The 22,216-nt window shown below is 69.9% G+C and carries 26 protein-coding genes; 18 read left to right on the forward strand and 8 right to left on the reverse strand.

Annotated elements, in window-relative coordinates:
* Positions 1-21 precede the first annotated feature (21 nt).
* The 14 genes from ODI_RS11385 (at position 22) to ODI_RS22285 (ending at position 12,009) form a co-directional block, all read left to right on the forward strand.
* Complete coding sequence (locus ODI_RS11385) at positions 22-1,233, forward strand: beta-ketoacyl-[acyl-carrier-protein] synthase family protein (protein ID WP_231968036.1); 1,212 nt, start codon at positions 22-24, stop codon at positions 1,231-1,233.
* Positions 1,230-2,222 carry a beta-ketoacyl synthase N-terminal-like domain-containing protein gene (locus ODI_RS11390; protein ID WP_067749337.1) on the forward strand — a complete coding sequence of 331 codons (993 nt, stop codon included), beginning with the start codon at positions 1,230-1,232 and terminating at the stop codon, positions 2,220-2,222. Before ODI_RS11385 ends, ODI_RS11390 begins: the two co-directional genes overlap by 4 nt.
* Before the next feature lie 2 nt (positions 2,223-2,224).
* On the forward strand, positions 2,225-3,199 hold the full coding sequence (locus tag ODI_RS11395; protein WP_157929750.1) for an alpha/beta fold hydrolase: 975 nt from the start codon (positions 2,225-2,227) through the stop codon (positions 3,197-3,199).
* Positions 3,177-4,109, forward strand: a complete 933-nt coding sequence (locus tag ODI_RS11400) for a diiron oxygenase (protein WP_067749330.1) — start codon at positions 3,177-3,179, stop codon at positions 4,107-4,109. Before ODI_RS11395 ends, ODI_RS11400 begins: the two co-directional genes overlap by 23 nt.
* Positions 4,090-4,848 (forward strand): SDR family NAD(P)-dependent oxidoreductase, encoded by a 759-nt coding sequence (locus tag ODI_RS11405; RefSeq protein WP_067749327.1) that lies wholly within the window; start codon positions 4,090-4,092, stop codon positions 4,846-4,848. Before ODI_RS11400 ends, ODI_RS11405 begins: the two co-directional genes overlap by 20 nt.
* 53 nt (positions 4,849-4,901) lie before the next feature.
* The gene (locus ODI_RS11410; RefSeq protein ID WP_067749324.1) at positions 4,902-5,351 is read left to right on the forward strand and encodes an acyl-CoA thioesterase; all 450 of its coding nucleotides are present in this window, start codon (positions 4,902-4,904) and stop codon (positions 5,349-5,351) included.
* A 134-nt stretch (positions 5,352-5,485) separates the two neighbouring features.
* Positions 5,486-6,706 (forward strand): ABC transporter substrate-binding protein, encoded by a 1,221-nt coding sequence (locus tag ODI_RS11415; protein ID WP_067749323.1) that lies wholly within the window; start codon positions 5,486-5,488, stop codon positions 6,704-6,706.
* Between the two features lie 12 nt (positions 6,707-6,718).
* Complete coding sequence (locus ODI_RS11420; RefSeq protein ID WP_082985124.1) at positions 6,719-7,435, forward strand: ABC transporter ATP-binding protein; 717 nt, start codon at positions 6,719-6,721, stop codon at positions 7,433-7,435.
* Positions 7,432-8,223 carry an ABC transporter ATP-binding protein gene (locus tag ODI_RS11425; RefSeq protein ID WP_067749320.1) on the forward strand — a complete coding sequence of 264 codons (792 nt, stop codon included), beginning with the start codon at positions 7,432-7,434 and terminating at the stop codon, positions 8,221-8,223. The genes ODI_RS11420 and ODI_RS11425 overlap by 4 nt, the downstream gene beginning before the upstream one ends.
* 3 nt (positions 8,224-8,226) lie before the next feature.
* Complete coding sequence (locus tag ODI_RS11430; RefSeq protein ID WP_067749318.1) at positions 8,227-9,111, forward strand: branched-chain amino acid ABC transporter permease; 885 nt, start codon at positions 8,227-8,229, stop codon at positions 9,109-9,111.
* Positions 9,108-10,073: a branched-chain amino acid ABC transporter permease gene (locus ODI_RS11435; RefSeq protein ID WP_067749316.1), complete on the forward strand. Its 966-nt coding sequence runs from the start codon at positions 9,108-9,110 to the stop codon at positions 10,071-10,073. The genes ODI_RS11430 and ODI_RS11435 overlap by 4 nt, the downstream gene beginning before the upstream one ends.
* Positions 10,070-10,483 carry a FixH family protein gene (locus ODI_RS11440; RefSeq protein WP_067749313.1) on the forward strand — a complete coding sequence of 138 codons (414 nt, stop codon included), beginning with the start codon at positions 10,070-10,072 and terminating at the stop codon, positions 10,481-10,483. Before ODI_RS11435 ends, ODI_RS11440 begins: the two co-directional genes overlap by 4 nt.
* A gap of 135 nt (positions 10,484-10,618) precedes the next feature.
* Positions 10,619-11,845: an MFS transporter gene (locus ODI_RS11445; RefSeq protein ID WP_067749309.1), complete on the forward strand. Its 1,227-nt coding sequence runs from the start codon at positions 10,619-10,621 to the stop codon at positions 11,843-11,845.
* Positions 11,842-12,009, forward strand: coding sequence for a hypothetical protein (locus ODI_RS22285; RefSeq protein WP_157929751.1), 168 nt, complete (start codon positions 11,842-11,844; stop codon positions 12,007-12,009). The genes ODI_RS11445 and ODI_RS22285 overlap by 4 nt, the downstream gene beginning before the upstream one ends.
* Before the next feature lie 92 nt (positions 12,010-12,101).
* Here ODI_RS22285 and ODI_RS11450 read toward each other — a convergent pair whose 3' ends face one another.
* The 4 genes from ODI_RS11450 to ODI_RS11465 form a co-directional block, all read right to left on the reverse strand.
* Positions 12,102-12,794: a hypothetical protein gene (locus tag ODI_RS11450; protein ID WP_067749303.1), complete on the reverse strand. Its 693-nt coding sequence runs from the start codon at positions 12,792-12,794 to the stop codon at positions 12,102-12,104.
* Between the two features lie 10 nt (positions 12,795-12,804).
* Positions 12,805-13,116: an acyl carrier protein gene (locus tag ODI_RS11455; RefSeq protein ID WP_067749300.1), complete on the reverse strand. Its 312-nt coding sequence runs from the start codon at positions 13,114-13,116 to the stop codon at positions 12,805-12,807.
* Between the two features lie 9 nt (positions 13,117-13,125).
* Positions 13,126-13,614, reverse strand: a complete 489-nt coding sequence (locus ODI_RS11460; RefSeq protein WP_067749298.1) for a 3-hydroxyacyl-ACP dehydratase FabZ family protein — start codon at positions 13,612-13,614, stop codon at positions 13,126-13,128.
* A gap of 112 nt (positions 13,615-13,726) precedes the next feature.
* On the reverse strand, positions 13,727-14,662 hold the full coding sequence (locus ODI_RS11465; protein WP_067749296.1) for a LysR substrate-binding domain-containing protein: 936 nt from the start codon (positions 14,660-14,662) through the stop codon (positions 13,727-13,729).
* Positions 14,663-14,758: 96 nt separating this feature from the next.
* Here ODI_RS11465 and ODI_RS11470 point away from each other — a divergent pair, with 96 nt between their 5' ends.
* Positions 14,759-15,787 (forward strand): alpha/beta hydrolase family protein, encoded by a 1,029-nt coding sequence (locus ODI_RS11470; RefSeq protein ID WP_197707092.1) that lies wholly within the window; start codon positions 14,759-14,761, stop codon positions 15,785-15,787.
* Between the two features lie 9 nt (positions 15,788-15,796).
* Here the strand turns inward: ODI_RS11470 and ODI_RS11475 are convergent, their stop codons facing one another.
* Genes ODI_RS11475 through ODI_RS11485 form a run of 3 tightly spaced genes read right to left on the reverse strand, consistent with a single transcriptional unit; the run spans position 15,797 to position 17,902 of the window.
* Positions 15,797-16,309 carry a TPM domain-containing protein gene (locus ODI_RS11475; protein ID WP_157929752.1) on the reverse strand — a complete coding sequence of 171 codons (513 nt, stop codon included), beginning with the start codon at positions 16,307-16,309 and terminating at the stop codon, positions 15,797-15,799.
* On the reverse strand, positions 16,290-17,279 hold the full coding sequence (locus ODI_RS11480; protein WP_231968037.1) for a TPM domain-containing protein: 990 nt from the start codon (positions 17,277-17,279) through the stop codon (positions 16,290-16,292). Before ODI_RS11480 ends, ODI_RS11475 begins: the two co-directional genes overlap by 20 nt.
* Positions 17,276-17,902 (reverse strand): LemA family protein, encoded by a 627-nt coding sequence (locus ODI_RS11485; protein WP_067749290.1) that lies wholly within the window; start codon positions 17,900-17,902, stop codon positions 17,276-17,278. Before ODI_RS11485 ends, ODI_RS11480 begins: the two co-directional genes overlap by 4 nt.
* A gap of 181 nt (positions 17,903-18,083) precedes the next feature.
* Between ODI_RS11485 and ODI_RS11490 the strand changes: the two genes are divergently transcribed.
* Both ODI_RS11490 and ODI_RS11495 read left to right on the forward strand, forming a co-directional pair.
* On the forward strand, positions 18,084-19,286 hold the full coding sequence (locus ODI_RS11490) for a M20 aminoacylase family protein (protein WP_067749287.1): 1,203 nt from the start codon (positions 18,084-18,086) through the stop codon (positions 19,284-19,286).
* Between the two features lie 14 nt (positions 19,287-19,300).
* On the forward strand, positions 19,301-20,275 hold the full coding sequence (locus tag ODI_RS11495) for a tripartite tricarboxylate transporter substrate-binding protein (RefSeq protein ID WP_067749285.1): 975 nt from the start codon (positions 19,301-19,303) through the stop codon (positions 20,273-20,275).
* A 61-nt stretch (positions 20,276-20,336) separates the two neighbouring features.
* Here ODI_RS11495 and ODI_RS11500 read toward each other — a convergent pair whose 3' ends face one another.
* Positions 20,337-21,266 carry a YicC/YloC family endoribonuclease gene (locus ODI_RS11500; protein WP_067749282.1) on the reverse strand — a complete coding sequence of 310 codons (930 nt, stop codon included), beginning with the start codon at positions 21,264-21,266 and terminating at the stop codon, positions 20,337-20,339.
* Positions 21,267-21,399: 133 nt separating this feature from the next.
* Here ODI_RS11500 and rph point away from each other — a divergent pair, with 133 nt between their 5' ends.
* Positions 21,400-22,143 carry a ribonuclease PH gene (gene rph, locus ODI_RS11505; RefSeq protein ID WP_067749281.1) on the forward strand — a complete coding sequence of 248 codons (744 nt, stop codon included), beginning with the start codon at positions 21,400-21,402 and terminating at the stop codon, positions 22,141-22,143.
* The last annotated feature ends 73 nt before the right edge of the window (positions 22,144-22,216 follow it).

Below are 22,216 nucleotides of genomic sequence, written 5' to 3' on the forward strand. Positions count from 1 at the left end.
GGGGAACGCAGCATGAGAGACATGCCTATCGCGATTACGGGCATCGGCGTGTTCTCGCCGCTGGGCGGGACGCCGCAGGCCATGTGGGATGCCCTGGCGGGCCAGGCGGAACTGCGCGGCCCCTGGGCCAAGCGGGCGCTATCGGCCTATCCGGTGGACAACGTCGTGTCGATTCCCGAGGACTTGTGGGCCAGCCTGCCGGGCGCGCAGGCGCGCGGCGACAACCGCTCGCGGCGCATCGCGGCCTATGCCGTGGACGCCGCGCTGGCGGATGCCCAGGCCGATCCGCTCAGCCAGCGCGCGGGCTGCGTGCTGGGCACGACCACCGCGGGCGTGGAGATCGCGGAAAACCAGTTGCGCCTGCCGTCCGCGCACTGCGAGGCCTTGAGCGAGGCCGACATGGATGGGTCCAGCATCGTGCCCGATCATGCGCGCGGCGCACCGTGGCGCGGGCCGACCCTGGTGCTGTCGATGGCCTGTTCTTCGGGCTTGGCGGCGCCGGCGCAGGCCATCGACATGCTGCGCGCGGGCGAGGCCGACCTGATGGTCGCGGGCGGCATGGACGTGCTGCTGGAATACACCGTCTGCGGCTTCAACGGCCTGCGGCTGGCCTCGGGCGGACCTTGCCGGCCCTTCGATGCGGGCCGGCGCGGCGTGGTGCTGTCCGAGGGCGCGGCCTGTTTCTGCCTGGAGCCGCTGGACGCCGCGTTGCAGCGGGGCGCACGGGTGCGGGCGGTGATCGCCGGATACGGCATCAGCTGCGATGCCGAGCACGTGACGGCGCCGGATCTCGATGGCGTGCGCCGTGCCGTCTGCCAGGCGCTTGCCGCGGCCGGCGTGAAGCCTGAACAACTGGGCGCGGTCTTCACCCATGGCACGGGCACGCTGGCGAACGACGCCACCGAGGTCGCCGCCTTGCGCGCGGCTTTCGGCACGCAGGCCTTGCCGCCCCTGACCTCGGTGAAGTCGATCCTGGGCCACTCCCAGGCGGCCGCGGGCGCGTTCTCGCTGCTGGCTGCCACCTTGTCCCTGGCGCAGGGCGGCGTGCCGCCCACGGCGGGTCTGCAGCAGATCGACCCCGCCCTGGACGTGGACGTGGTGCACGGCGGCGTGCGCGCCTTGTCCGCCCGGCATGTCCTGGTCGATGCCTTCGGGTTTGGCGGCAACAACTGCGTCATGGTGCTGGCGCATCCGGCGGCCTACGCGGCGGATATCGGGAGGCTGGCGGCATGAGCGCCCGGCCACTCGAAGGCGCTTCCGCCGCGGCGCGTCAGCGCGACGCGCGTCCAGTGCGCGCGCTGGTGATTTCCCATGCGGCGGCCAACCGCGTCCAGGGGGCCGAGGGACTGGACGAGGCCAGATTGTGCCGCGAGCGGCGGTCGAAGAAGGTGGGGGCATTGCCGCTGCGCGCACGCATGGTGCTGCACGCCAGCGCCCGCTGCGTGGCGCCGGACACGCCGGTCCCGGCGGACGTGGGCGTGAGCCTGGGCACGCAGTTCGGCGCCATCGATGTCGCCGAACAGGCCCTGGAGACCGTCGCGCGCGAAGGCTTCGGCGGCGTGACGCCCTCGGCGTATGCCACGGGGCTGCCGAATGCGGTCGCGGCCATCGTGGCGTCGGTGCATGGCCTGCAAGGGCCCAACCTGACCTTGCTGGGCTACCAGTCCGGGCTGGACGCGATCATCGCGGCCTGCCGGCAGATCCGCGCGGGCAATGCGCGTGCGATGCTGGCCGGCGGCTTCGACTTGCCGAGCGAACGCTACGCCGCACACCTGAAGGACACGCCGCGTTACGCGGATGCCGGGCCGATCCTGCCAGGCGTCGGCCTGCTGTGGGTGCGCGAGGCGGATCCCGCCGAAGAGGCGGCGGGCGCGGTGGTCATGGGATGGGCCAGCGGCCACCTGGCGACCCCCCTGTCCGCCCAGGGGCAGGACACCGCGAGCGATCCCGACGTGCGCGCCTTGATTGCGCGGGCCGTGCCGGGGGAGGAGGGCGCGGGCGTGCGGATCCATGCGCTGTACCCAGGCCGGCCAGGTTTGCCGGATTACCTGGCGGCCAGCGCGCCGCTGTACCTGATCGAGACGGTCTTGGCGGCGCCGGCGCCTGGCGTGCATGCCGTGCTGGTCCAGGGCTTCCATCCCACCGCCTGCCTCTGCCTCGTCATCCGCAAGACGGCGGGGCGCGTGGCCGAACACGCGCTGCCCGGCAGCGAGGAGACCTAGCCATGTCCGCCCTTGCTCGACGATTGCCCTATCTTTCCGAGGCGGACCAGGCCTTGCCCGTGCTGGCAGCGCTGGAGGGATTGCGCCCCGGCACGCTGCTGGCCGACGACGGCGTGCCGCTGGCCTGGTTCGAGGCGGGCACGCCCGGGCGTCCGGTCGTGCTGCTGGTCAACGCGCTGGGGGTGTCCGTGGTGCTGCTGGCGGCGCTGGCGCAAGCGCTGGCGCGCGACTATCACGTGCTGCTGTGGGAGTCGCGTGGCTTGCCGGACCTGCACGCCTGCGACCCGGCACGCGATCTCTCCGTGGCCCGGCAGGCGCGCGACGCGGCCCAGGTGCTGGACACGGCAGGCGGCCGGGCGCACGCGGTGGTGGCCTATTGCTCGGGCGCGAACACCGCGGTCCATGGCTTGGCCCATGGCCTGCTGCGTGCCGGCCGGCTGCTGATCGCGAGTCCGTCCATGGTGTTGCCCGGCGTGGCGCAGCAGACCGATTATCAACGCACGATGTTGCCGATGTGGGTGAAGGTGGCGCAGGAAGGCCAGCGCTACGCGGCGCTGGTGCGCCTGTTGCTGCAGAAGAACCCGCCCGCTGGCGCCGACGCCACCAGCCGGGCCTTGCTGGCCGTCAATGCCTTGCCGTTCGCAAGCGATGCCTCCACGCATCGCTACGCCCTCCTGCAGGCCGCCTGCCAGGCAGAGGATTGGCACGCGCTGTTGCCGCGGGTGGACGTGCCGGCCCGCGTGCTGCATGGCGAGCAGGACGACCTCATCCATCTGGAAAGCGCGCGCGCCGTGGCGGAGGGGCTGGGCCGAGGCAGTTTCCTGGCGCTGCCGGATGCGGGGCATTTCGGCGTCTTCCAGTCGCGCGCGCTGCACGAGGCGGCAATCGCTTTTCTTGGCAGCCCCTTGGCGGACACGCCCGTGCCTTTACCTCACGATACGGAAGGAGCCCGACATGTACACGACGGTCAACGATGACGCGGCGCTGTCCCGCGATGTGATCGCAAGGCTGGGCCGAAGCTGGAACACGCGGGTGGCGGTGCGCCAGGAGCGCCTGGACCTGAGCCAGTACTACGACCCGTCCATTCCCGACTTCCCCGTGGCGATGGTGCCGTTCTGGCACGATCCCGCCATCGGGGCGCTGGACGAGGCGACCCGGTTGCGCTTGCTGGCGGCGGCGTGGGTGGCCTACAACGAAAAGGCCATCTACCTCGAGGACGAGATCGTCCAGCCACTGTGCGCGCAGCTGCTGCGCGGCGACCTGCCGGGCGTCGGGGCGGCGGGCGTGAAGCAGGTCATCGCGCAGATCCAGGTGGATGAGCAATTCCATATCCTGATGTGCCTGGACATCTGCAACAACGCACGCGAGCGGCATGCATTGCACGATTACGTGGTGCCGCCGCCCAAGGTGGGACGGCTGATGAAGGCGCGTCTGGCGCAGGCGGCAAGCGCGCGGGAAGCCGTGCTGCTGCGCATGGCCTATGCCTCGGTGGCCGAAATGTCGATCAACGCCTACCTGAACCAGGTGTCCAGCGACCAGACCATCCAGCCCTTGAACCGGATCAACACCGATCTGCATCGCAAGGACGAGTCCGCCCACAGCGTGGCCTTCCACGAGATCGTGGGGTCGGTCTACAAGGCGCTGGGCGACGAGGACCGGGCCACGTTCCGCGCAAGGCTGGTGGATGCGATGACGGACTTCACGACGGTGGATCACGGCAGCTGGGCCTCCATCCTGGCGTACCTGTCCGTGCCGGGGCGGGAGGGCATCCTGGCGCGCCTGGAAGAGGCCGGCAAGGACCGCCGGCTCTCGCGCGACTACACGGTGCTCAGCAGTCTTTTCGAAGCGCTGGGCATCGAGGACACGCATGGTTTCTTCAGCCGTTGAGGCGGGCGATGACGCACCCGTGGCACTGATCACGGGCGGCGTGCGCGGCATCGGCGCCGCGGTGGCGCGCCGCCTGGGCCAGGCGGGATACCGGCTGGTCCTGTCCTATCGCAGCGATGACGCTGCCGCAGGCGGCTTGTCGCGTGAACTGGATGCCCGGGAGGTGCCGCATGCGATGGTCCGCGCGGACCTGTCCCTGGCGGCGGAACCGGACCGCTTGGCTGAAGAGGCCGGGGCGCATTTCGGACGCCTGGATGCCTTGGTCAGCAACGCGGGCATCACCGATGACGCGGCCTTCCTGACGCAGGCGCGGGAACGCTACGCGCAGGTGCTCGCCACCAACTTCCTGGGCGCGGCGCGATTGGTGTCGGCCGCCTTGCCGCAGTTGTTGCGCTCGCCCGCCCCCGCCTTGGTGGTGGTGGCGTCCCTGGGCGGCATCGCGGGCAAGGAAGGGCAGGTGGCCTATGCCGCCAGCAAGGGCGCGCTGATCGGCATGGTGCACTGGCTGGGCCGGCGCCACAGCGGGTCCGGCTTGCGCGTGAATGCCGTGGCGCCGGGGTTCATCCAGACGGACATGATGGCGGGACTGTCGTCCGCCATGACCGCCCACGTGGTGCAGGGCGCGGCATTGCGGCGCGTGGGGCAGGCGCATGAGGTGGCGGAGGCGGTGGCCTTCCTGCTGGCGCCGGGCTACCTGCAATCGACCACCTTGCGCGTGGATGGCGGCTTTCAGCGATGAAGCGAGCATCCGGCCGAGTCGTCGGCCCCCCCGCAACCATGAAGGGCCAGGATATGGAAACCGACACGGCGCTTGCCGGCCAGCAGCGTACGGACGCCGGCATCACGCACCGCGTGTGCTACGCCGACACCGACGCGGGGGGCTACGTCTATCACGCGCGCTACATCGAATTCGCGGAGCATGCGCGCAACCAGCTGATGTACGCCGCCGGCTACAGCTTCGCCTCGCTGGCGTCGGCCCACGGCGTGATGCTGGTGGTGCACAGGGTGGAGGCACAGCACCACCTGTCGGCCAGGCTGGAGGACAGCCTGAGCCTGCGCGCGCGCATCGCGTGGTGCCGGCCATCGAAGTCACGCTGGGTGACCGAGGCGCGGCGCGGCGATGCGCTGCTGGCCACCATCACCATCGACATGGTGGCGCTGAACGTGCGCACGCGCGAGCTGGCGCGCCACCCCGAGCCCTTCCTGGCGGCCCTGCTCGACGTGGGGCAGGCGCAGGCCTAAGGCCGCAAGGCTACGAAAGTTGGTAGTTGGCGCGTGTGGCAGAGGACGTTGAAATCCAAAGGACGCGCCGCTTGCGCGGACTGGCCGCGGGCCACCGGGCGCGCATCCAACCCTTGAAGACCTGGAGACCCGACATGAAGAAAGCCGCAACATCGACCTTGGCCCTGGGCGCACTGGCGCTGGCGGTGAGCGCCGGACTTGCGCTGGGCGGCAGCCAGGCCGCCGCGCAGGAAGAGCGCGTGATCAAGATCGTCGGATTCGGCGCCAAGAGCGGCGTCCTGCGTCAGTTCGGCCTGAACAGCGAAGCCGCCTTGCGCGCGGCGGCCAAGGAGATCAACGATGCGGGCGGCGTGAAGCTGGGCGATGGCGGCCGCGGCAGGATCGAGATCGGGTATTACGACGACCGCTGCAACGTCGACGAAGGCATTTCGCTGGTGCGGCGTTTCGCCGCGGCCGATTGGCTGGCCGGCGTGGGCACGACCTGCTCGCCCGTCGTGGAGGCGGTGTTCGGCATCCAGCAGAAGCGCGCGGGCGACGCCGAGGATTCGGGTGTGCAGTTCCCGGTGTTCACCGACGTGGCCATGAAGATCGGCCTGGCCAGGCAATCCGACTGGGCCTTTCGCAATATCCCCGATGAAATCGAGCTGTACCGCCAGCTGTTCGCCTGGGTGAAGCAGCACCATCCCGATGCCAGGACGGTGTATGGCGGCGTGGAAGAGAACTTCGTGCATTCCAACCAGACCTGGTATTCGATCATGAAGGCGCGTGCCAACCAGGATGGCTATGACGTCAAGGGCGAGGCGAAGTGGCTGCTGGACGATACCAACTTCACGGCGCAGGTGCGCGAGATGAAGGCGGCCAACGCGGACATCGTGGCGATCTCGGCGCATCCCTTCACGGCCTGCGGCGTGTTGAAGGAAATGGCCCGCCAGGGGGTCAAGCCCAAGGTGCTGCTGGGGCTGACCAGCATTTCCAGCCCCGAGACCCTGGACGTCTGCGCGCAGCAGGCCGAAGGCCTCATCATCCCCACCAGCTACGCGCCGGTGAATCCGCAGGCGCGCGCCGCCGCCGATGCCACCGCGCAGTTCAAGGGCTACGCCGACCTGCACAGCATGTCGGCCTGGGAAAACCTGTACGCCATCAAGGCCGCCATCGAATCGGAGGGCGTGCTGGGCAAGCCCGACACCGTCAAGGCGGATCGCGACAGGATACGCGCCGGCCTGTCGAAGCAGACTCAGATGGATGGCCTGTTGGGCATTTCGCAGCGCACGCCCGAGCGCGAATCGATCAAGCCCTTCGTCTTCGTGCAGGCCACCGGGGCCGAGTGGGCGGTGGTGCACGCGCCGGTGCAGTAAGCCGCGCGCACGATGGCGATGCTGCTGGCGGTTCGTGGCCTGGCCTGCCGTTACGGCGGGGTTCAGGCGTTGAGCGGGCTGGACCTGGATCTGGCCGCGGGCGAAGTGCTCGGGCTGATCGGCCCCAACGGGTCGGGCAAGAGCACCACGCTGGACCTGCTGGCGGGCTTGCGGCCCAGCCCGCCCGACACCTTGCGGTTGGCGGGCCAGCCCATCGGCCATCTGCCCGCGCATCGGCGCGCGCGCCTCGGGTTGCGGCGCACCTTCCAGGAGCCGCGGCTGGTGGCTGCGCTGACGGTCAGGGAGAACCTGGCCGCGGCGCTGCCCGTGGGGCGCGGCTGGCCGTGGCGGCGCAAGGACGACATGCCGTGGCTCGAGGCTTGCGGCCTGGCGCATGACGCGGGCCGGCTGGCCGGCGAATTGTCATTCGGCGCGCGACGGCGGCTGGAGCTGGCCCGTGCCTTGTCGCCAGGGCCACGGCTGGTCCTGCTGGACGAACCGGCGGCGGGCTTGACCGAGGAGGAGGTCGGCATGCTGGGCGAAACGATACTTCGCATCCGGCGCGCGGGCGTCGGCGTCGTGCTGGTCGACCATGTGATGCGTCTGGTCATGGCCGTCTCGGACCGGCTGGCGGTGCTGGAGCGCGGTTGCAAGATCGCGGAGGGATCGCCCGCCGCTGTCAGCGCCGATCCCCGTGTGCGCCGGGTCTACCTGGGAGAGGGGACATGACGGCTGCCCACGCGGGAGTGCTGACGGTGCGTGGGCTGGCGGCGGGCTACGGGCCGCAACGGGTGTTGCGCGACCTGTCGCTGACCGTGCCGCGGGGGGCGGTGGCCTGCCTGCTGGGACCGAACGGCGCGGGCAAGACGACCCTGCTGCGCACCGTGGTGGGCGCGATCGGGGCCGCGCGGGGCAGCATCCGCTATGCCGGGCGCGATGGCGGCGGCGACATCGAGTTGGGCGGCAGGCCGCCGGCCGATATCGTCGCGCTGGGCGTCGCCCTGGTGCCGCAGCACCGGATGGTCTTTCCGTCGCTGTCCGTGCGTGACAACCTGCTGGCGGGCGCATCGCAGCGCCGCGACCGGCAAGGAATCGGCGCCGACCTGCAGCGTATGCTGGTCCGGTATCCGGCGCTGGCCGAACGCCAGCGCCAGCGCGCGGGAACCCTCTCCGGCGGCGAGCAGCAGATGCTGGCCATCGCGCGCGCGCTCATGTCCCGTCCCGCGTTGCTGCTGATGGACGAGCCCTCGCAGGGACTCGCACCGCGGCGCGTGCAGGAGCTGTCGGCCTGGATCCGTGAACTCGCCGGGGAGGGCATGGGCATTCTGCTGGCGGAGCAGAATGCGGTGTTTGCCAGCGCCGTCGCCGATCGCAGCTATCTGTTGCAGGATGGCAAGGCGCTGCGCCTGGATCGTGGGGACGCCGGCCGGCAGGACGCCCGCGCGGCTGTCGCGGGCTGGTGGGAGGCTGGCGCAGGCCTGCCGGTGTCCGCGCCAGACGCGCGCGAAGGAGGCTGAGCCGTGTGGCAAGCCACCCTGGATGGCCTCGCGGTCGGCGCCAGCTATGCCTTGCTGGCCATCGCCTTCACCCTGGTGTTCGGCGTGCTGCGCAGCATCAACCTGGCGTTCGGCGCTTGCATCATGCTGGGCTTGTATGCGGCCATGTGGGCCCGGCAGCAGTGGGGACTGGATGGCTTGTGGCTGCTGCCGCTGTGCGTGCTGGTCACGGCCGCGGCCGGGCTCTATGTGGACAGGCTGTGCTTCGCGCCGCACCGCCAGCGCGCGGCGGTCACCATGATGGCGGCCTCCTTCGCCATCTGGATGCAGCTGGAGGAGTTCGCCACGGCACTGTTGCCGCGCCACACGAACGCCTTTCCATCCCTCTTCGGCATCGGCGAGCACGCGGGGGAACAGGCGCTGCTGCGGCCTGATTACCTCGCCGCGATGGCGTGCGCGGGCGCCACGGCCGGCCTGGCCTGGTTCCTGGTGCATCGCACGCGCTGGGGCGTGTCGTTGCGGGCGGTGGCGGATCACCACGATGCGGCAACGCTGGTCGGCATCCGCGTCGAGCGGGTGATCGCGTGGGTCACGCTGCTTGCCGCCGCACTGGGCGGCGTGGCGGGCTTCCTGATTGCCAGCATCGACGCGCAGGTCACGCCGATGTTCGCGATGTGGGCGACCATGAAGGGCATGATCGCGGCCCTGCTGGGAGGGCTGGGATCGTTCGGCGGCGCGTTGGCCGGCGGTCTGCTGCTGGGCCTGCTGGAATTCCATGCCCAGCGCACGCTGGGCGCGCAGGGCAGGGAGTTTCTCGGTTATCTGCTGCTGCTCCTGGTGCTGTGGCGCTGCCCGGGCGGACTCGCGGGCCTGGCGCGCGGCAGCCGGTCTCCGGCGGGGGCGGCATGATGGGCGTGGATGCGCTGAGCCTCGCCGCGAACGTGGGCCTGCTGGCTTTCCTGGCGCTGTCTGCCTATGTGCTGCTGATCGGCGGCGAGATCTCTTTCGGCCAGCAGGCCTTTTTCGGACTGGGGGCCTACGGCGCAGGCCTGGTCACGGTGCTGGGCGGGGCGCCGCTGTGGGCCGCGCTGCTGGTGGCCGTGTTCATCGGCGCGCTGACCGGGGGCGCGCTGGGGGCGCTGACCCTGCGCCTGCGCGGGCTCTATTTCTCCATGTCGACGCTGGCGGCGGCCGAGGCGACGCGGGTGGCGCTGCAGTGGCTGTCATGGCGGCAAGGCGTCCCGTCCGATGGCCCGCAAGGCAGTCCGCCCGAGATGGCCGGCCCCGATGGCGCGGCAGGCTTTGGCGGCATCCGCTACATCTTCGAGCATGGCATCGATCCGGCGCGCTACGTGTCGCTGGTCTGGTGTCTGCTGCTGGCGCTGGTCGCGGGCCTGTGGCTGCTGGAGCGCTCGCGTGCCGGCCTCGCGCTGCGGGTGGCGGGCCATGATCCGGCGCTTGCCGAATCGATGGGCATCGACGTGCGCCGCGCCAAGCTGGGCGCGGCCATGCTGGCCGGGGCCATCGCGGCCCTGGGCGGGGCGCTCTATGCCCACTACAACACCTACATCGAATCGCGCAATTTCGACGTGATGCTGGGCATCCATGGCGTGTCCTACGCGCTGATCGGCGGCCTGGGCACGCCGCTGGGACCGCTGCTGGGCGTGACGCTGGACATCGTCCTGCTCGAGGCGACACGTGCCTTCCAGGGCTACCGCATGGCCGTGTTCGGCGGCCTGGTGGCCGTGCTGCTCATCGTGCGCCCGCGCGGGCTGCTCGACGAAATCCTGGTTCGCCGCCTGGCGCGCTGGCGGCCCAGGCTGCCGCGCCGCCGGCGCGTCCGTTCACTCACTTCCGAGGAGCTTCCATGAAGACGCGATTCCAACGTTGCGCCATCGGCGCGCTGCTTGCCGTCACCTGGCTGGGCAGCGCCTGGGCGCGCCCCGCGATCACGCATGCCGGTTGCACGCCGGCGCCACAGCCGCTCATGTACGAATGCCGCGTGGTGCTGGCCGATGGCGGGCAGCCGGTGACGGGGGCCGTCTTCACCCTGACGGCCGACATGCCCGCGATGCCCATGGCGCACCACGTTCCTGCCGTGCCCGCCGAGCCCACCGGCACGGCAGGCGAGTATCGCGCGACGGTCAGGCTGGAGATGCCGGGCACCTGGACCCTCAAGCTGCGGGTGACCCGACCCGCGCCGGACCTGCTGCTTCGCAATATCGAGATCGGCGCGCATGGCAAACCGCAAGACGCGACGTCGGCCCACGCGGGGCATTGAGCCGCGGCGATGTCTTTCACATTCCCAAAAGGAATGCGATGGTTTCCAATTGATAGCTTGAAGCCTGGCAGGGCGGGGCGTGTAATGGTCCGGACCGTCGGCGGCTGTCGCGATGGCGTGCAGGAGACAAGCGGCATGGGCATTTCCGAGCAGGTGTGGCAGCGGCGCTGGCTGCTGGTGGTGGCGGGCGGCGTGATCATGGGGATGGCGCTGGGCATCCGGCACGTCCAGGGCCTGTTCATGCAGCCGGTGATCCTGGATCGGGAATGGTCGCGCGAGGCCTTCGGCTTTGCGCTGGCCATCCAGAACCTGGCCTGGGGCGTCTTCCAGCCGTTCACGGGCATGCTGGCCGACCGCTATGGCTCGGCGAAGGTGCTGTTTGGCGGGGCGCTGGCCTATGTGCTGGGGCTGGTTCTGATGGCGCAGTCGGTCACGCCCTTGCAGTTCACGCTCACCAATGGCCTGCTGATCGGGATCGCGTTGTCGGGCACGGCCTTCGGCGCGGTCTATGGCGCGCTGAGCCGCCTGTTTCCCGCCGAGCATCGGAGCTGGGCGCTGGGGGTGGCCGGCGCCATCGGCGGCCTGGGCCAGTTCTGCATGGTGCCCCTGGCGCAGGGACTGCTGGATCGCATGGACTGGACCATGGCGGCCATCGTGCTGGGCATCCTGATGCTGCTGATCTCGCCGCTGGCGGCGTTCCTGCGCGAGCGCCCGGTGCCGCAGGCCGCGCAGGAGGCGCGCCAGACCATGGGCCAGGCGATCCGGGAGGCCTTCTCGCATCGCGGCTTCTGGTTGCTGAACCTCGGTTTCCTGGCCTGCGGCTTCCAGCTCGCGTTCATCGCGACGCACATGCCGTCCTACCTGATGGAGAAGGGCCTGAGCGCGCAACAGGCCGGCGCCACGCTCGCCATCATCGCGCTCTCGAACATCCTGGGCACCTACCTTTGCGGTTACCTGGGCGGCTTCCTGCGGCGCAAGTACCTGCTGTCGTGGATCTACCTGCTGCGCGCGGTCGCCATCGCGCTCTTCATCACGGTGCCGCTTTCGCCCCTGTCGGCGTATACCTTCGCTTTCGTCATGGGCCTGCTGTGGCTGGGCACCGTGCCGCTCACCAATGGGCTCGTCTCGCAGGTCTTCGGCGTGCGCTACATCACCACGCTCTTCGGCTTCGTCTTCTTCGGCCACCAGGTGGGGAGTTTCTTCGGGGTCTGGCTGGGCGGCTACGTCTATGACCAGACGCGCTCCTACGACCTGCTGTGGCTGGGCTCCATCGGCGTGGGGCTCATGGCGGCGATGCTGCATTGGCCGATCAATGACCGGCAGATCGTGCGGCCCGCGCTGGCGGGCGGGCAGGCGGCATGAGCCCCCCGCGCACGCTGATTCCATTGCGACGCGCCTTGTTGCGTCGGCTGCTGGGACGCTGCCTGGGCGCGGTCGTCGGCATCAGCCTGCTTGCGCTGGTCTTCCATGCCTGGCTGCAGTCCTCGGTGCTGCTGCCGCTGCTGGGGGGGATGTCGTTTTGCTGAGCCTTGCCTGCCGGCGAAAGCGTCTGCCGCTTGCCAGCCGGCGGCCGCGGCGTTGCGTGCCGGCGCGCGCGCGTTGATGCCCTGGCGGGCGCTCAAAGATTGTTTTCGATGAAGCCGATGCCCAGCGGCACGACCATCCCTGCCAGCGGCAGCGCAGGCTGGGCCAGGAAGCCGCACAGCGCCTGCGCGGCGTCCGTCGCGCGTATCGGGCGGAACTTCATCGCATAGGCTTTCAGGCCGTCCCGCGCGGCGCGCCAGGCGTCCTCGCCGGCGTCCTCCTGGCAGGCCTGCAGTTGCGCACAGTTCACGCGCACGCCGAAGCGCAGCATTTCCTTGGCGAAGCTCTTGACGGCGGCGTGGCGGGCCTGGCTTTCCATCGCGGCCAGCGGTAGCCCCAGACTGTCGCGCAGGCTGTCTTCGCGCGTCATCACCCAGAGTTGACCGCCGTCTCCGCGCGCAAGCCGCCGCCCTGCGGCCTGCAACACGTCCAGGAACCGCAGGATGGCATCGTGCGCCGTGTCGGGCCAGGCCGTGTCATCGGCAAGACCGTCGGGCGGCCCGATGAGCACGGCCGACAGCGGCAGGGCGCCATTGTCCGGATCGCGCAGCCAGGCCACCGGATCCGCCTGTTCGATGGCGCATACGCCGTCAGGCAGGCCGGCGCCCCGGCCCGGGCGCACCAGCGCGATCACCGCGCGGCCTTGCGCGGCCAGCGCGCGGCCAAGCGCCTGGCCCAGCGCGTCGTGCGCGTCGATCAGCAGGACTGCGCCCGCGCCTTCGCCCACCGCCCTGGCCTCAGGCGCTGGCGCGGGTGTCTTGCGAGGCGAGTTCGCTGGCAATGTAGCGGGCGAGGGTGCCCACGTCCTTGCAGGTGCGCTCGATGAAGGCCTTGTCGGGATCGGGCAGCTTGATGCCGAAGGTCTTCTCCGCCGCGACCAGAAGGTCCAGCGCGTCCACCGAGTCCAGCGCCAGGCCCTCGTCGATGAGCGGGGTGTCGTCCTGGATGTCGGCCAGCGTGACGCCGCCATTGGCCAGATCCAGCTTGTCCAGCAGGAGGTCTTGCTTGATGGTTGCGATGATGTCCTCGAGATGCCATGCCTGTGCCATGTCGGTTCCTTATAGGGGGCGGGGGGAGTCCTGCGGGGCGCCGGGTTCGCCGACGGTATAGATGTTCACGGTGCCGCGCATGCAGCGCTTGCCGCCGGCGTGCGCGCTTGCGCGGAAGGTGACGATGCGCCCGCCCTCGGCGCCACTGGGCACCTCGCGCAACAGCCGGACCTCCGCCGTGACGTCGGCCGGCGGGCGCACGACATGGTTGAAGCGCGCGTCCTCCACGCCCACCAGATAGCCTTTCAAGGCGCGGCCTGCGCGATGGCTCAGCAGCAGGTTGGCGGTCTGGGCAAGCATCTCGACGAGCACGACGCCGGGCACGATCGGATCGCCGGGAAAGTGCCCGTCGAAACAGGGGGCGTCGGGCGTGAAGGCATGCACGCCCCAGGCCTGCATGCCGTCCGCGCCGATCTCGGCATGATCCACGAAGAGAAAGGGCTTGCGATGCGAAAGATAGTCGGTGGTCTGGACGACCGCCTGCCTGGCTTGCGTCACGGAGTGTCCTGGTCGCGGGGGCGCGGCGAAGGCCGCGCCAGCCAGGCTATTTCAGCCCGTGCCGTGCGCGGGCGGCAACTACCAACGGTGGTAGGACGCGAGGCGACGACGTTCAGGCAAGGATCGCCAGGGCGTCGGGCGCCCCCAGCGCCGCGGCTTCCGCGCGGATCCAGGTGACGACGTCGATCACGTCCTGGCGTGGCTGGGTGTCGGCCTGGATCAGCCAGTAGCCATAGCCGCCCACATGCCCGCCAGGCAGCGAGTCGAGCGAGATGAGCCGGCCATCGGCCAGCATCGGCGCCACCAGGGAATAGCGTCCCAGCGCGATGCCCTGGCCGGCCACCGCGGCCTGGATCACCTGGTCATACTGGTTGAAGCGCAGCAGGCCGCGCGCGCGGGTGCTGTCCAGGCCCGCCACGCTGAGCCTGTCGGCCCAGTGCAGCCAGGGCCGTCCAGGCACGTCGAACTCCAGCAGGACCAGCTCGCCAAGGCCTTGCGGGGTATCGAGCCTTGCCGAGGCGAAGGAGGGATGCGCCACGGGCAACACGGCCTCGCCGAACAGCCGCAATGCGCCGTGCGGCGCCTGCTTGTCGGCGCAATACCGGATGGCCAGGTCCACGTCTTCCTGGCGCAGGTCGATGAGCTTGTTGTTGGCCGCGACCCGCACGTCGATGGACGCGTGCTGCTGTTGGAACCGGCCCAGTCGCGGCAGCAGCCACAACGCGGTCACGCCGATGCTGGCCGTGATGGTGACGGGTTGGCGTTCGCGGTCATGCGCAAGGGAATAGAACGCATCCTGCAACTGCTGCACCACGCTGTCGGCGGTCCGGAACAGCCGTTCGCCTTCCGGCGTGAGGGTGATCGCGCGGTGGCCGCGCAGCAGCAGCTTCACGCCGAGCGCGGTCTCGAGCGCCTGGATCTGGCGGCTGACCGCGGACTGGGTGAGGCACAGGTCCTCGGCGGCCAACGTGATGCTCATGCGCCGCCCGACCGCGACGAAACCGCGGATCAGGTCCAGCGAAGCAAGGCGGACTAGGGGCGTTGACATTCCGTTCACTCATGCGAAAGGTCCTGAGAAGATTGATTGAGTCTTTTGGCCATGTCAAGTGAAATGGGGGCAAATCCTGATGGGGAGCATCCGCCTATGTCCACCCAGCCTTCACCGCCACTGCCCATTTCCTTCCAGGCCGCCGACGGCCATACCCTGCATGGCAGGCTGTGGCGCCATGAGGGCAGGGACCCGGACCGCAGCCTGGTGATCCTGAATGCGGCGACGTCCGTGGCGAGCCGCTATTACGGCCGTTACGCGGATTACCTGTTCCGGCACGGCATGGATGTCATGACCTACGACTATCGCGGCATCGGCCTGTCGCGCGAGGGGTCGTTGCGACAGCTGGATGCCGGGTGGACGACGTGGGGCGAGCAGGATTTCGAAGCGGCTATCCAGTACGCCTTCACGTCACGTCCCTACCAGCCCATCGACGTGGTGGCGCACAGCGTGGGGGGATTCGTCACCGGCCTGGCGGCCTCCAACCACCGCTTGCGCCGGGTGTGCACCGTGGGGGCGCAAATCGCCTATTGGCGCGACTTCGCGCCGCGCGACCGCTTGCGCATGTTGCTCAAGTGGCAGGTCGTCATGCCGACGCTGACCCGGCTGCTGGGCTACTTCCCGGGCAAGGCGCTGGGGTGGCTGGAGGACACGCCGCGCGGCGTCGTGCACGAATGGACCACGCACATGCGGCGCCTGGAAAGCCAGTTGCGCCGCGGCGTGCCGCCCGAGCGGATCGCCGGCAGGCAGGCGCTGGTGGAGCGTTGTGAAAACCTGTCCGCGCCCATCCTTGCCATCAGCGTGACGGATGACGATTTCGGGACGGAAGCCGCCATCGAGCGGCTGCTGGCCTACTTTCGCAACAGCCGCGCCACGCATCTGCGGATATCTCCAGAGTCCATCGGCGAGCCCCGCATCGGCCATTTCGCCTTCTTCCACAGCCGGTACGAGAAAACGTTATGGCCGGTGTCCCTGAACTGGTTGCGCACGGGGTGCCTGGCCCCGGGAACGCCGGGCGTGGTGGTGGCGGCAGGGCGCCGCAACGATGGCATGCCGCCGGCCCGCGCGGCGGGCGGATCGCCTGGCGGCTTGCTGGGCGCGGCCGAGCCGCCTGGGCAGCCGTGACACAGCCCCTTATATGAGCAAGGGGCTGTCGGTCAGGCGATTCGGGGTGCCGGGCGACTCATCCGGCAGGGTGGCACGCAGCGTGTCCTCGATGCCTGAAATCGCCGCCAGCAAACCCGGCAGGTAGCGGCCCGCGCGCAGCGCCGACTGCAGCGTGTCGCACAGGGTCTGCCAATGCGCATCCGCCACCGGGACGCCACGGTCGGCGATGATCTCGATCCGGTGGTCACCCAATGCCACGTACAGCAGGACGCCGCTGCGCCCGGGCGTGTCCCAGACACGCCACCGCCCGAAGACCTCCAGCGCGCGTTCGTGGCTGTCGAGATGGCGCGAGGGGAGAGCGGTTTCCACTACGACGAGCAACTCGCCGGTGTGGCCCACCTCGCTGGCACGGATGGCGTCGGCCAACCGGGCGAGCGCGGCCGGGCCGAGCTGGCGCCAGCGTATCCAGTGCCCGGCAAGCGCGGTCCAGCCGCTGGCCGAGGCGATCCTGCCCGACACCTTACCAACGACCGGATGCACCACCGCCTCCACTGCGGCCTCCGCCGCCGCCAAATCCACCGAACCCGCCACCGCCGCGGCTGGACCAGCCGCCCCCGCCGCGGCTGCTGCCGCCGCTTGAACCGGACCAGCCGCCGCGGGATATCCGCGACGACGAGGCTTCGCGCTTGCGCGCATCGGCAAAGGCGAGCGACGCCAGGAAGCCGATGCCCGCGCCCAGCAGGCCCAGGAACCACGACCCCATCAGGGCATAGCCAAGGACTGCGCCCGCGCAGGCCGCGACCCACGGCGGCAGGGCCAGGATGAAGAGCCCGGCTATCGCCAGGACCTCGAAGGGCAGATGCCCCAGCAGGGACCTCAGCACCCCGGTGCCCCCTGCGCTGCGTGCCACCGGCGGCGGCAGCGGCTCGCCCCGCACCAGCATGTCCAGGGCGTCCACGCCTGCCTGGATGCCGCGCGCGTAGTCGCCTTGCTGGAAGCGTGGCGTGATCTGTTCGCGGATGATGCGTGCCGCCAGGACGTCCGGCACCGCGCCTTCCAGGCCGTAGCCCACCTCGATGCGCAACGCCCGATCGGACTTCGCCACCAGCAACAGGATGCCGTCGTCCACGTTGCCGCGGCCCAGGCGCCAGGCGTCGAAGGTGCGCGTCGCGTACTGCTCGATGGTGGCATCGCCGGTCGAGTCGATGATCAGGACAGCAAGCTGCGCACCCTTGTCGCGCTCCAGCGCGGCCAGTTTCCGGTCGAGCGCGTCGCGGGTGCTGGCCGGGAGCGTGGACGTCTGGTCCGTGACGCGTTGCCGCAGCGCGGGCACCTCGTCCTGGCCGGCGGACGGCGCCACGACGGGAGGCGAGGGGCTGCCTGCGTCGGCCGGGGCGCCCGCGGCCGGCGCGCCCAGGCCCAGACTTACCGCGAACAGCATCAGCACGGACAGCCAGGCGCGCCAGATGCGCAAGGCGCCGCGCCCGGCAGCCGCGAGCGCCGCCATCATTGCGCCGGCGCGGGCTTCGGCGCTTGCGTGCCGTTGCCGAAGTCGATGCGGGGCGCGTTGGAAATGGCGGCTTCGTTCTCGACGGAGAAATTGGCCTTGGGGCTGTAGCCGAAGATCTTGGCGGTGATGACACCGGGGAACTGGCGCACCAGCACGTTGTATTGCTGGACCGCCTGCACGTAGCGATTGCGTGCCACGGTGATGCGGTTCTCGGTGCCTTCCAGCTGCACCATCAGGTCGCGGAACAGCCCGTCGGCCTTCAGTTGCGGATAGTTCTCGGTGACCATCAGCAGCCGCGACAGCGCCGAGCTCAGTTCGCTCTGGGCCTGCTGGAAGCGCTGCAGCATCTGCGGGTCGTCCAGCTGGTCGGCGGTGATATTGACGGAGCCCACGCGGGCGCGGGCATTCGTCACGTCGGTCAGCACCTGCTGTTCGTGGGCGGCATAGCCCTTCACCGTGGCGACCAGGTTGGGCACCAGGTCGGCGCGCCGCTGGTACTGGTTCAGCACCTCCGACCAGGCCGCCTTGACCTGCTCGTCGGCCGCCTGCATGGCGTTGTAGCCGCAACCGGACAGGCTCAGGCTGGAGAGAAAGAGGAACAGGTAGGCGGCGAGACGTTTCATCTTCTGGGGCTTGGACGAATAAGGGTGCCTGATTACAACAGGTTTGGACAAGACAGGGCAACGGGGCGCGCGCAGCGGGTGCGTCCCAGGGGGCATATCCATATGAAACATCAATCCTAGGGCAGGCATGCCGCGCTTGCTACTGTATCCGGTTGATCTGTCCCCATCCGGAGGCCCGTCTTTGACTTCAGCCGTTGATCGCTTCGGCGACATCACCCCGTTCATCACCCTGCGCCGTGACCTGCACGCCCACCCCGAACTGGGATATGCCGAACACCGCACGGCCGGGATCGTCGCCGCCCGACTGAAGGAATGGGGCTGGACGGTGCACGGGGGCATTGCCGGCACCGGCGTGGTCGGTGTGCTGCAAGGCAGCCTGCCCGGCGGCACGCGCACCATCGGCCTGCGCGCCGACCTGGACGCCTTGCCGCTCGCCGAGGAAAACCAGTTCGCGCACCGTTCGCGCCACGAAGGCCGCATGCACGCCTGTGGCCACGATGGCCACACCACCATGCTGCTGGCCGCGGCCTGGGAATTGGCCCGCACGCGGCAATTCGCGGGCACGGTGCATGCCATCTTCCAGCCTGCCGAGGAGATGGGGCAGGCGGGCGCGCGCAAGATGATCGAGGAAGGACTGTTCGAACGCTTCCCCTGTGATGCCGTCTTCGCGCTGCACAACTTCGCGTTGGATCGCGTGGGGACTTTCGCCTTGAACCACGGGGCGCTCATGGCGTCCAGCAATACCTATCGCATCACGGTGAGCGGGCAGGGCACGCATGCCTCGCTGCCGCACACCGGCGTGGATCCGGTCGCGGCCACCATCGACATCGCGCAGCAGTTGCAGACCCTGGTGGCGCGCCATGTCGATTCGCGCGACCGGGCATTGCTGGCGGTCACGCAGATCCAGGGCTCCAACGCGCCCAACGCCATTCCCGACACGGCCTGGGTGGGCGGCACCGTGCGCACCTTCTCGCTGGACGCGCTGGACCGCATCGAGGCCGCCTTGCGCCGCCAGGCCACGCACACCGCGCAGGCGCATGGCTGCACGGCCGAGGTGAGCTTCGTGCGGGCCTCGCCGCCGCTGGTCAACCATCCGGCCGAAGCCCGCTTTGCCGCCGAGGTCATGCGCGAGCTGGCGGGCGACGATGGCGTGCAGGAGGACTACCCCGCCGTCTTCAGCGCGGAAGACTTCGCGCACATGCTGCGCGCGCGCCCGGGATGCTATGCCTTCATCGGCAATGGCCAGGGCGACCACCGCCTGCCCGGTCATGGCGCGGGCCCCTGCGTGATCCACAACCGCTCCTACGACTTCAACGACGACATCCTCGCCACCGGCGCGGCCTATTTCGTGCGGCTGGCCGAGCGCTGGCTGCAACCCTCCTGATGCAAGGAACCCTCATGCGCTTCATCCCCTTTACCCTTCGCGGCGCGGCCGTTCTTGCCGTGTCCGCGGCGCTGGGCCTGGCGTCGGCCGCCGTGCAGGCCGAACGCGTCATCCGCATCGTCGTGCCTTTCGGCCCGGGGGCCACGCAAGACACCGTGGCGCGAACCTTCAGCCAGGAACTCGGCCAGGCGCTGGGCGCCACGGTCGTGGTGGAAAACCGCGCGGGCGCGGGCGGCAGTGTCGGCACTGCGCAGGTCGCGCGCAGCGCGCCGGACGGCAACACCCTGGTGCTGGCGGCGGCCAGCCATCACCTGAGCGGCCACCTGTACAGCAAGCTGCCCTACGACCCCGTGAAGGACTTCGTCGGCGTGGCCTATCTGGGCCGCACCGGTTATGTGGTCGGCGTGCCGGCCTCGCTGGGCGTCGACTCCCTGCAGGCCTGGATCGCACAGGCCAAGGCCAGGCCGGGTGCCTTCAACTATGCGTCGGCAGGCAACGGCAGCGCTTCGCACCTGGCGACCGCGCTGCTTGCAGCCAAGGCGGGGCTGGACCTGCAGCACATCCCGTTGAAGTCGACGGGCGATGCGACGACGGAACTGCTGGCGGGCCGTGTGCAGGTGGTGACAGGCGCGTCGATCGCCATGCTGGCCTTCAAGGAAGATGCGCGCGTGACGCTGCTGGCGTATTCGGGGCAGTCCCGTTCCCGCTTCCTGCCCGACCTGCCCACGGTGGCCGAGGCCGGCGTGCCGGGCTATGCCTTCGATTCCTGGCTGGGCCTGCTCGCGCCAGCAGGCACGCCGCCCGCGGAAATCGACAAGTTGAACAAGGCGGTCAACCAGGTGCTGGCGAACCCGGTCGTGCAGGAACGCCTGGCACGCGTCGGCGTGGAAGCCGCGACGGAGTCGGCCCAGGGCTTCCAGGCCTTGCTGAAGGACGATTGGACGCTGTCGGGCGAGGTCGTGCAGGCGGCAGGGGGACGGATAGACTGAGTCGGGGGGGCGCGCACGCCCCTCTTTCGGGGGCCGGAAGCGAGACGTTTCCTTGACGCGCTTACTCGATGTTCTGCGCCTGTTCCCGCATCTGCTCGATCAGCAGTTTCAGGTCCATCGCCGCGCGCGTGACCTCCATGCCGCCGGCCTTCGAGCCCAGCGTGTTGGCCTCGCGGTTCATTTCCTGGAAGAGGAAGTCCAGGCGCTTGCCGGCGCTGCCGCCGCGCTTGCCGCCGGCCTCGCCGGTTTGCAGGATGTGGCGCAGTTCCTGCAGGTGGGCGCGCAGGCGTGCCAGCTCCTCGGCCACGTCGATGCGCAGCGCGAAGAGGGCGGCTTCCGACGACAGGCGCTCGGACAGTTCCTCGCCGCTGATGTGGGTGAAGCCGCCCGGGAAGGCCTGTTCGACCGTGTCGCGCAGCTTGGTGGCCAGGCGTTCGCGATGGTCGGCCAGCAGTTGGGGCAGGTGTCCTTCCACCTGGTCGACGATGGCGGCCACCTGGGCCGCGCAATCCAGCATGACTTCCGCCAGGCGTTCGCCTTCGCGGCGGCGTGCCGCCTGCAGCTGGGCCACGGCGTCGCGCGCCGCCGCCACCGCGCCCGCGGCCCAGGCCTGCAGGTCGGGGCCGGTGTTGTTGCGCTGGCCGGGCCAGTTCAGCAGTTCGACCAGGCGCGGCTGGTCCATGCCGGGAAACACGGCGCGCGCCACTTCCAGGTCATCGGCGACCGAGCGCAGCCATTGCGGGTCCAGCTTGGGCGTCTCGGTCGCGGCGCGGCGCGCATAGGCGGCGCGCACTTCGATCTTGCCGCGTGCCACCGAACCGTTCAGCAGGTCGCGCAGCGGCGCCTCGGCCAGGCGCAGGTCCTCGGGCAGGCGGAACTGCAAGTCCAGGAAGCGGCTGTTGACGCTGCGCAGCTCCACGGTCAGGGTCACGTCGTCGAGTTCGGTCTGGGCGCTGCCGAAGGCAGTCATGCTGTCGAGTTGGGGTTTCATGCAGGGGCGCGTCGCGTGTCAGGGAAGTAACGCCCCATGATACGCGTTCCGGCAGCGCGGCCTCGCCGGGCGGTGTACCTGCGCTGGCGGCAGCCCCTTACAATCCGGGCACAACGCAAACCAGGAGTCCAGCATGACCGTCCCGTCCACCCCGATCACCCGCCGTCCCGAGGCCCGCGCCGCCAACAGCCTGCGCCCGCTGGCCATCACGCGCGGCTATGCGCCGTATGCCGAGGGTTCCGCGCTGATCCAGCTGGGCGGCACGCACGTGCTGTGCACGGCCAGCGTGCTGGACAAGGTGCCCGGCTTCATGAAGGGCCAGGGCCGTGGCTGGGTGACGGCCGAATACGGCATGCTGCCGCGCGCCACCCATACGCGCGGCGACCGCGAGGCTGCCCGGGGCAAGCAGAGCGGCCGCACGCAGGAAATCCAGCGCCTGGTCGGCCGCAGCCTGCGCGCGGTGTTCGACCTGGAAGCGTTGGGCGAGCGCACGCTGCAGATCGATTGCGACGTGATCCAGGCCGATGGCGGCACGCGTTGCGCCAGCATCACGGGCGCCTGGGTGGCGGCGGCCGACGCAGTGGACTGGCTGATCGCCCGCGGCGACCTGAGCGCCAGCCCGCTGCGCGACCACGTCGCCGCCGTGTCGGTGGGCCTGGTGCAAGGCCAGCCGCTGCTGGACCTGGACTATCCGGAGGACTCCGGTTGCGACGCGGACGTGAACGTCGTCATGACGGGCAGCGGCCACCTGGTGGAAGTGCAGGGCACGGCTGAAGGCCTGGCGTTTTCGCGTGCGGAACTGGACCATCTGCTGGACCTGGCGCAGGCCGGCATCGGCCAGCTGGTGGAGGGCCAGAAGGCCTGCCGCGCGGGCTGATCCGCGCCGTCCCCATGCGCGGCAGGCGCCGTGCATGGGCTTTGCCCCAATGGGGGGCGCCAGAAAGCGTCAT

Origin of the sequence: Orrella dioscoreae (genome assembly GCF_900089455.2) — a bacterium.
Classification (GTDB): Bacteria; Pseudomonadota; Gammaproteobacteria; order Burkholderiales; family Burkholderiaceae_B; genus Orrella; species Orrella dioscoreae.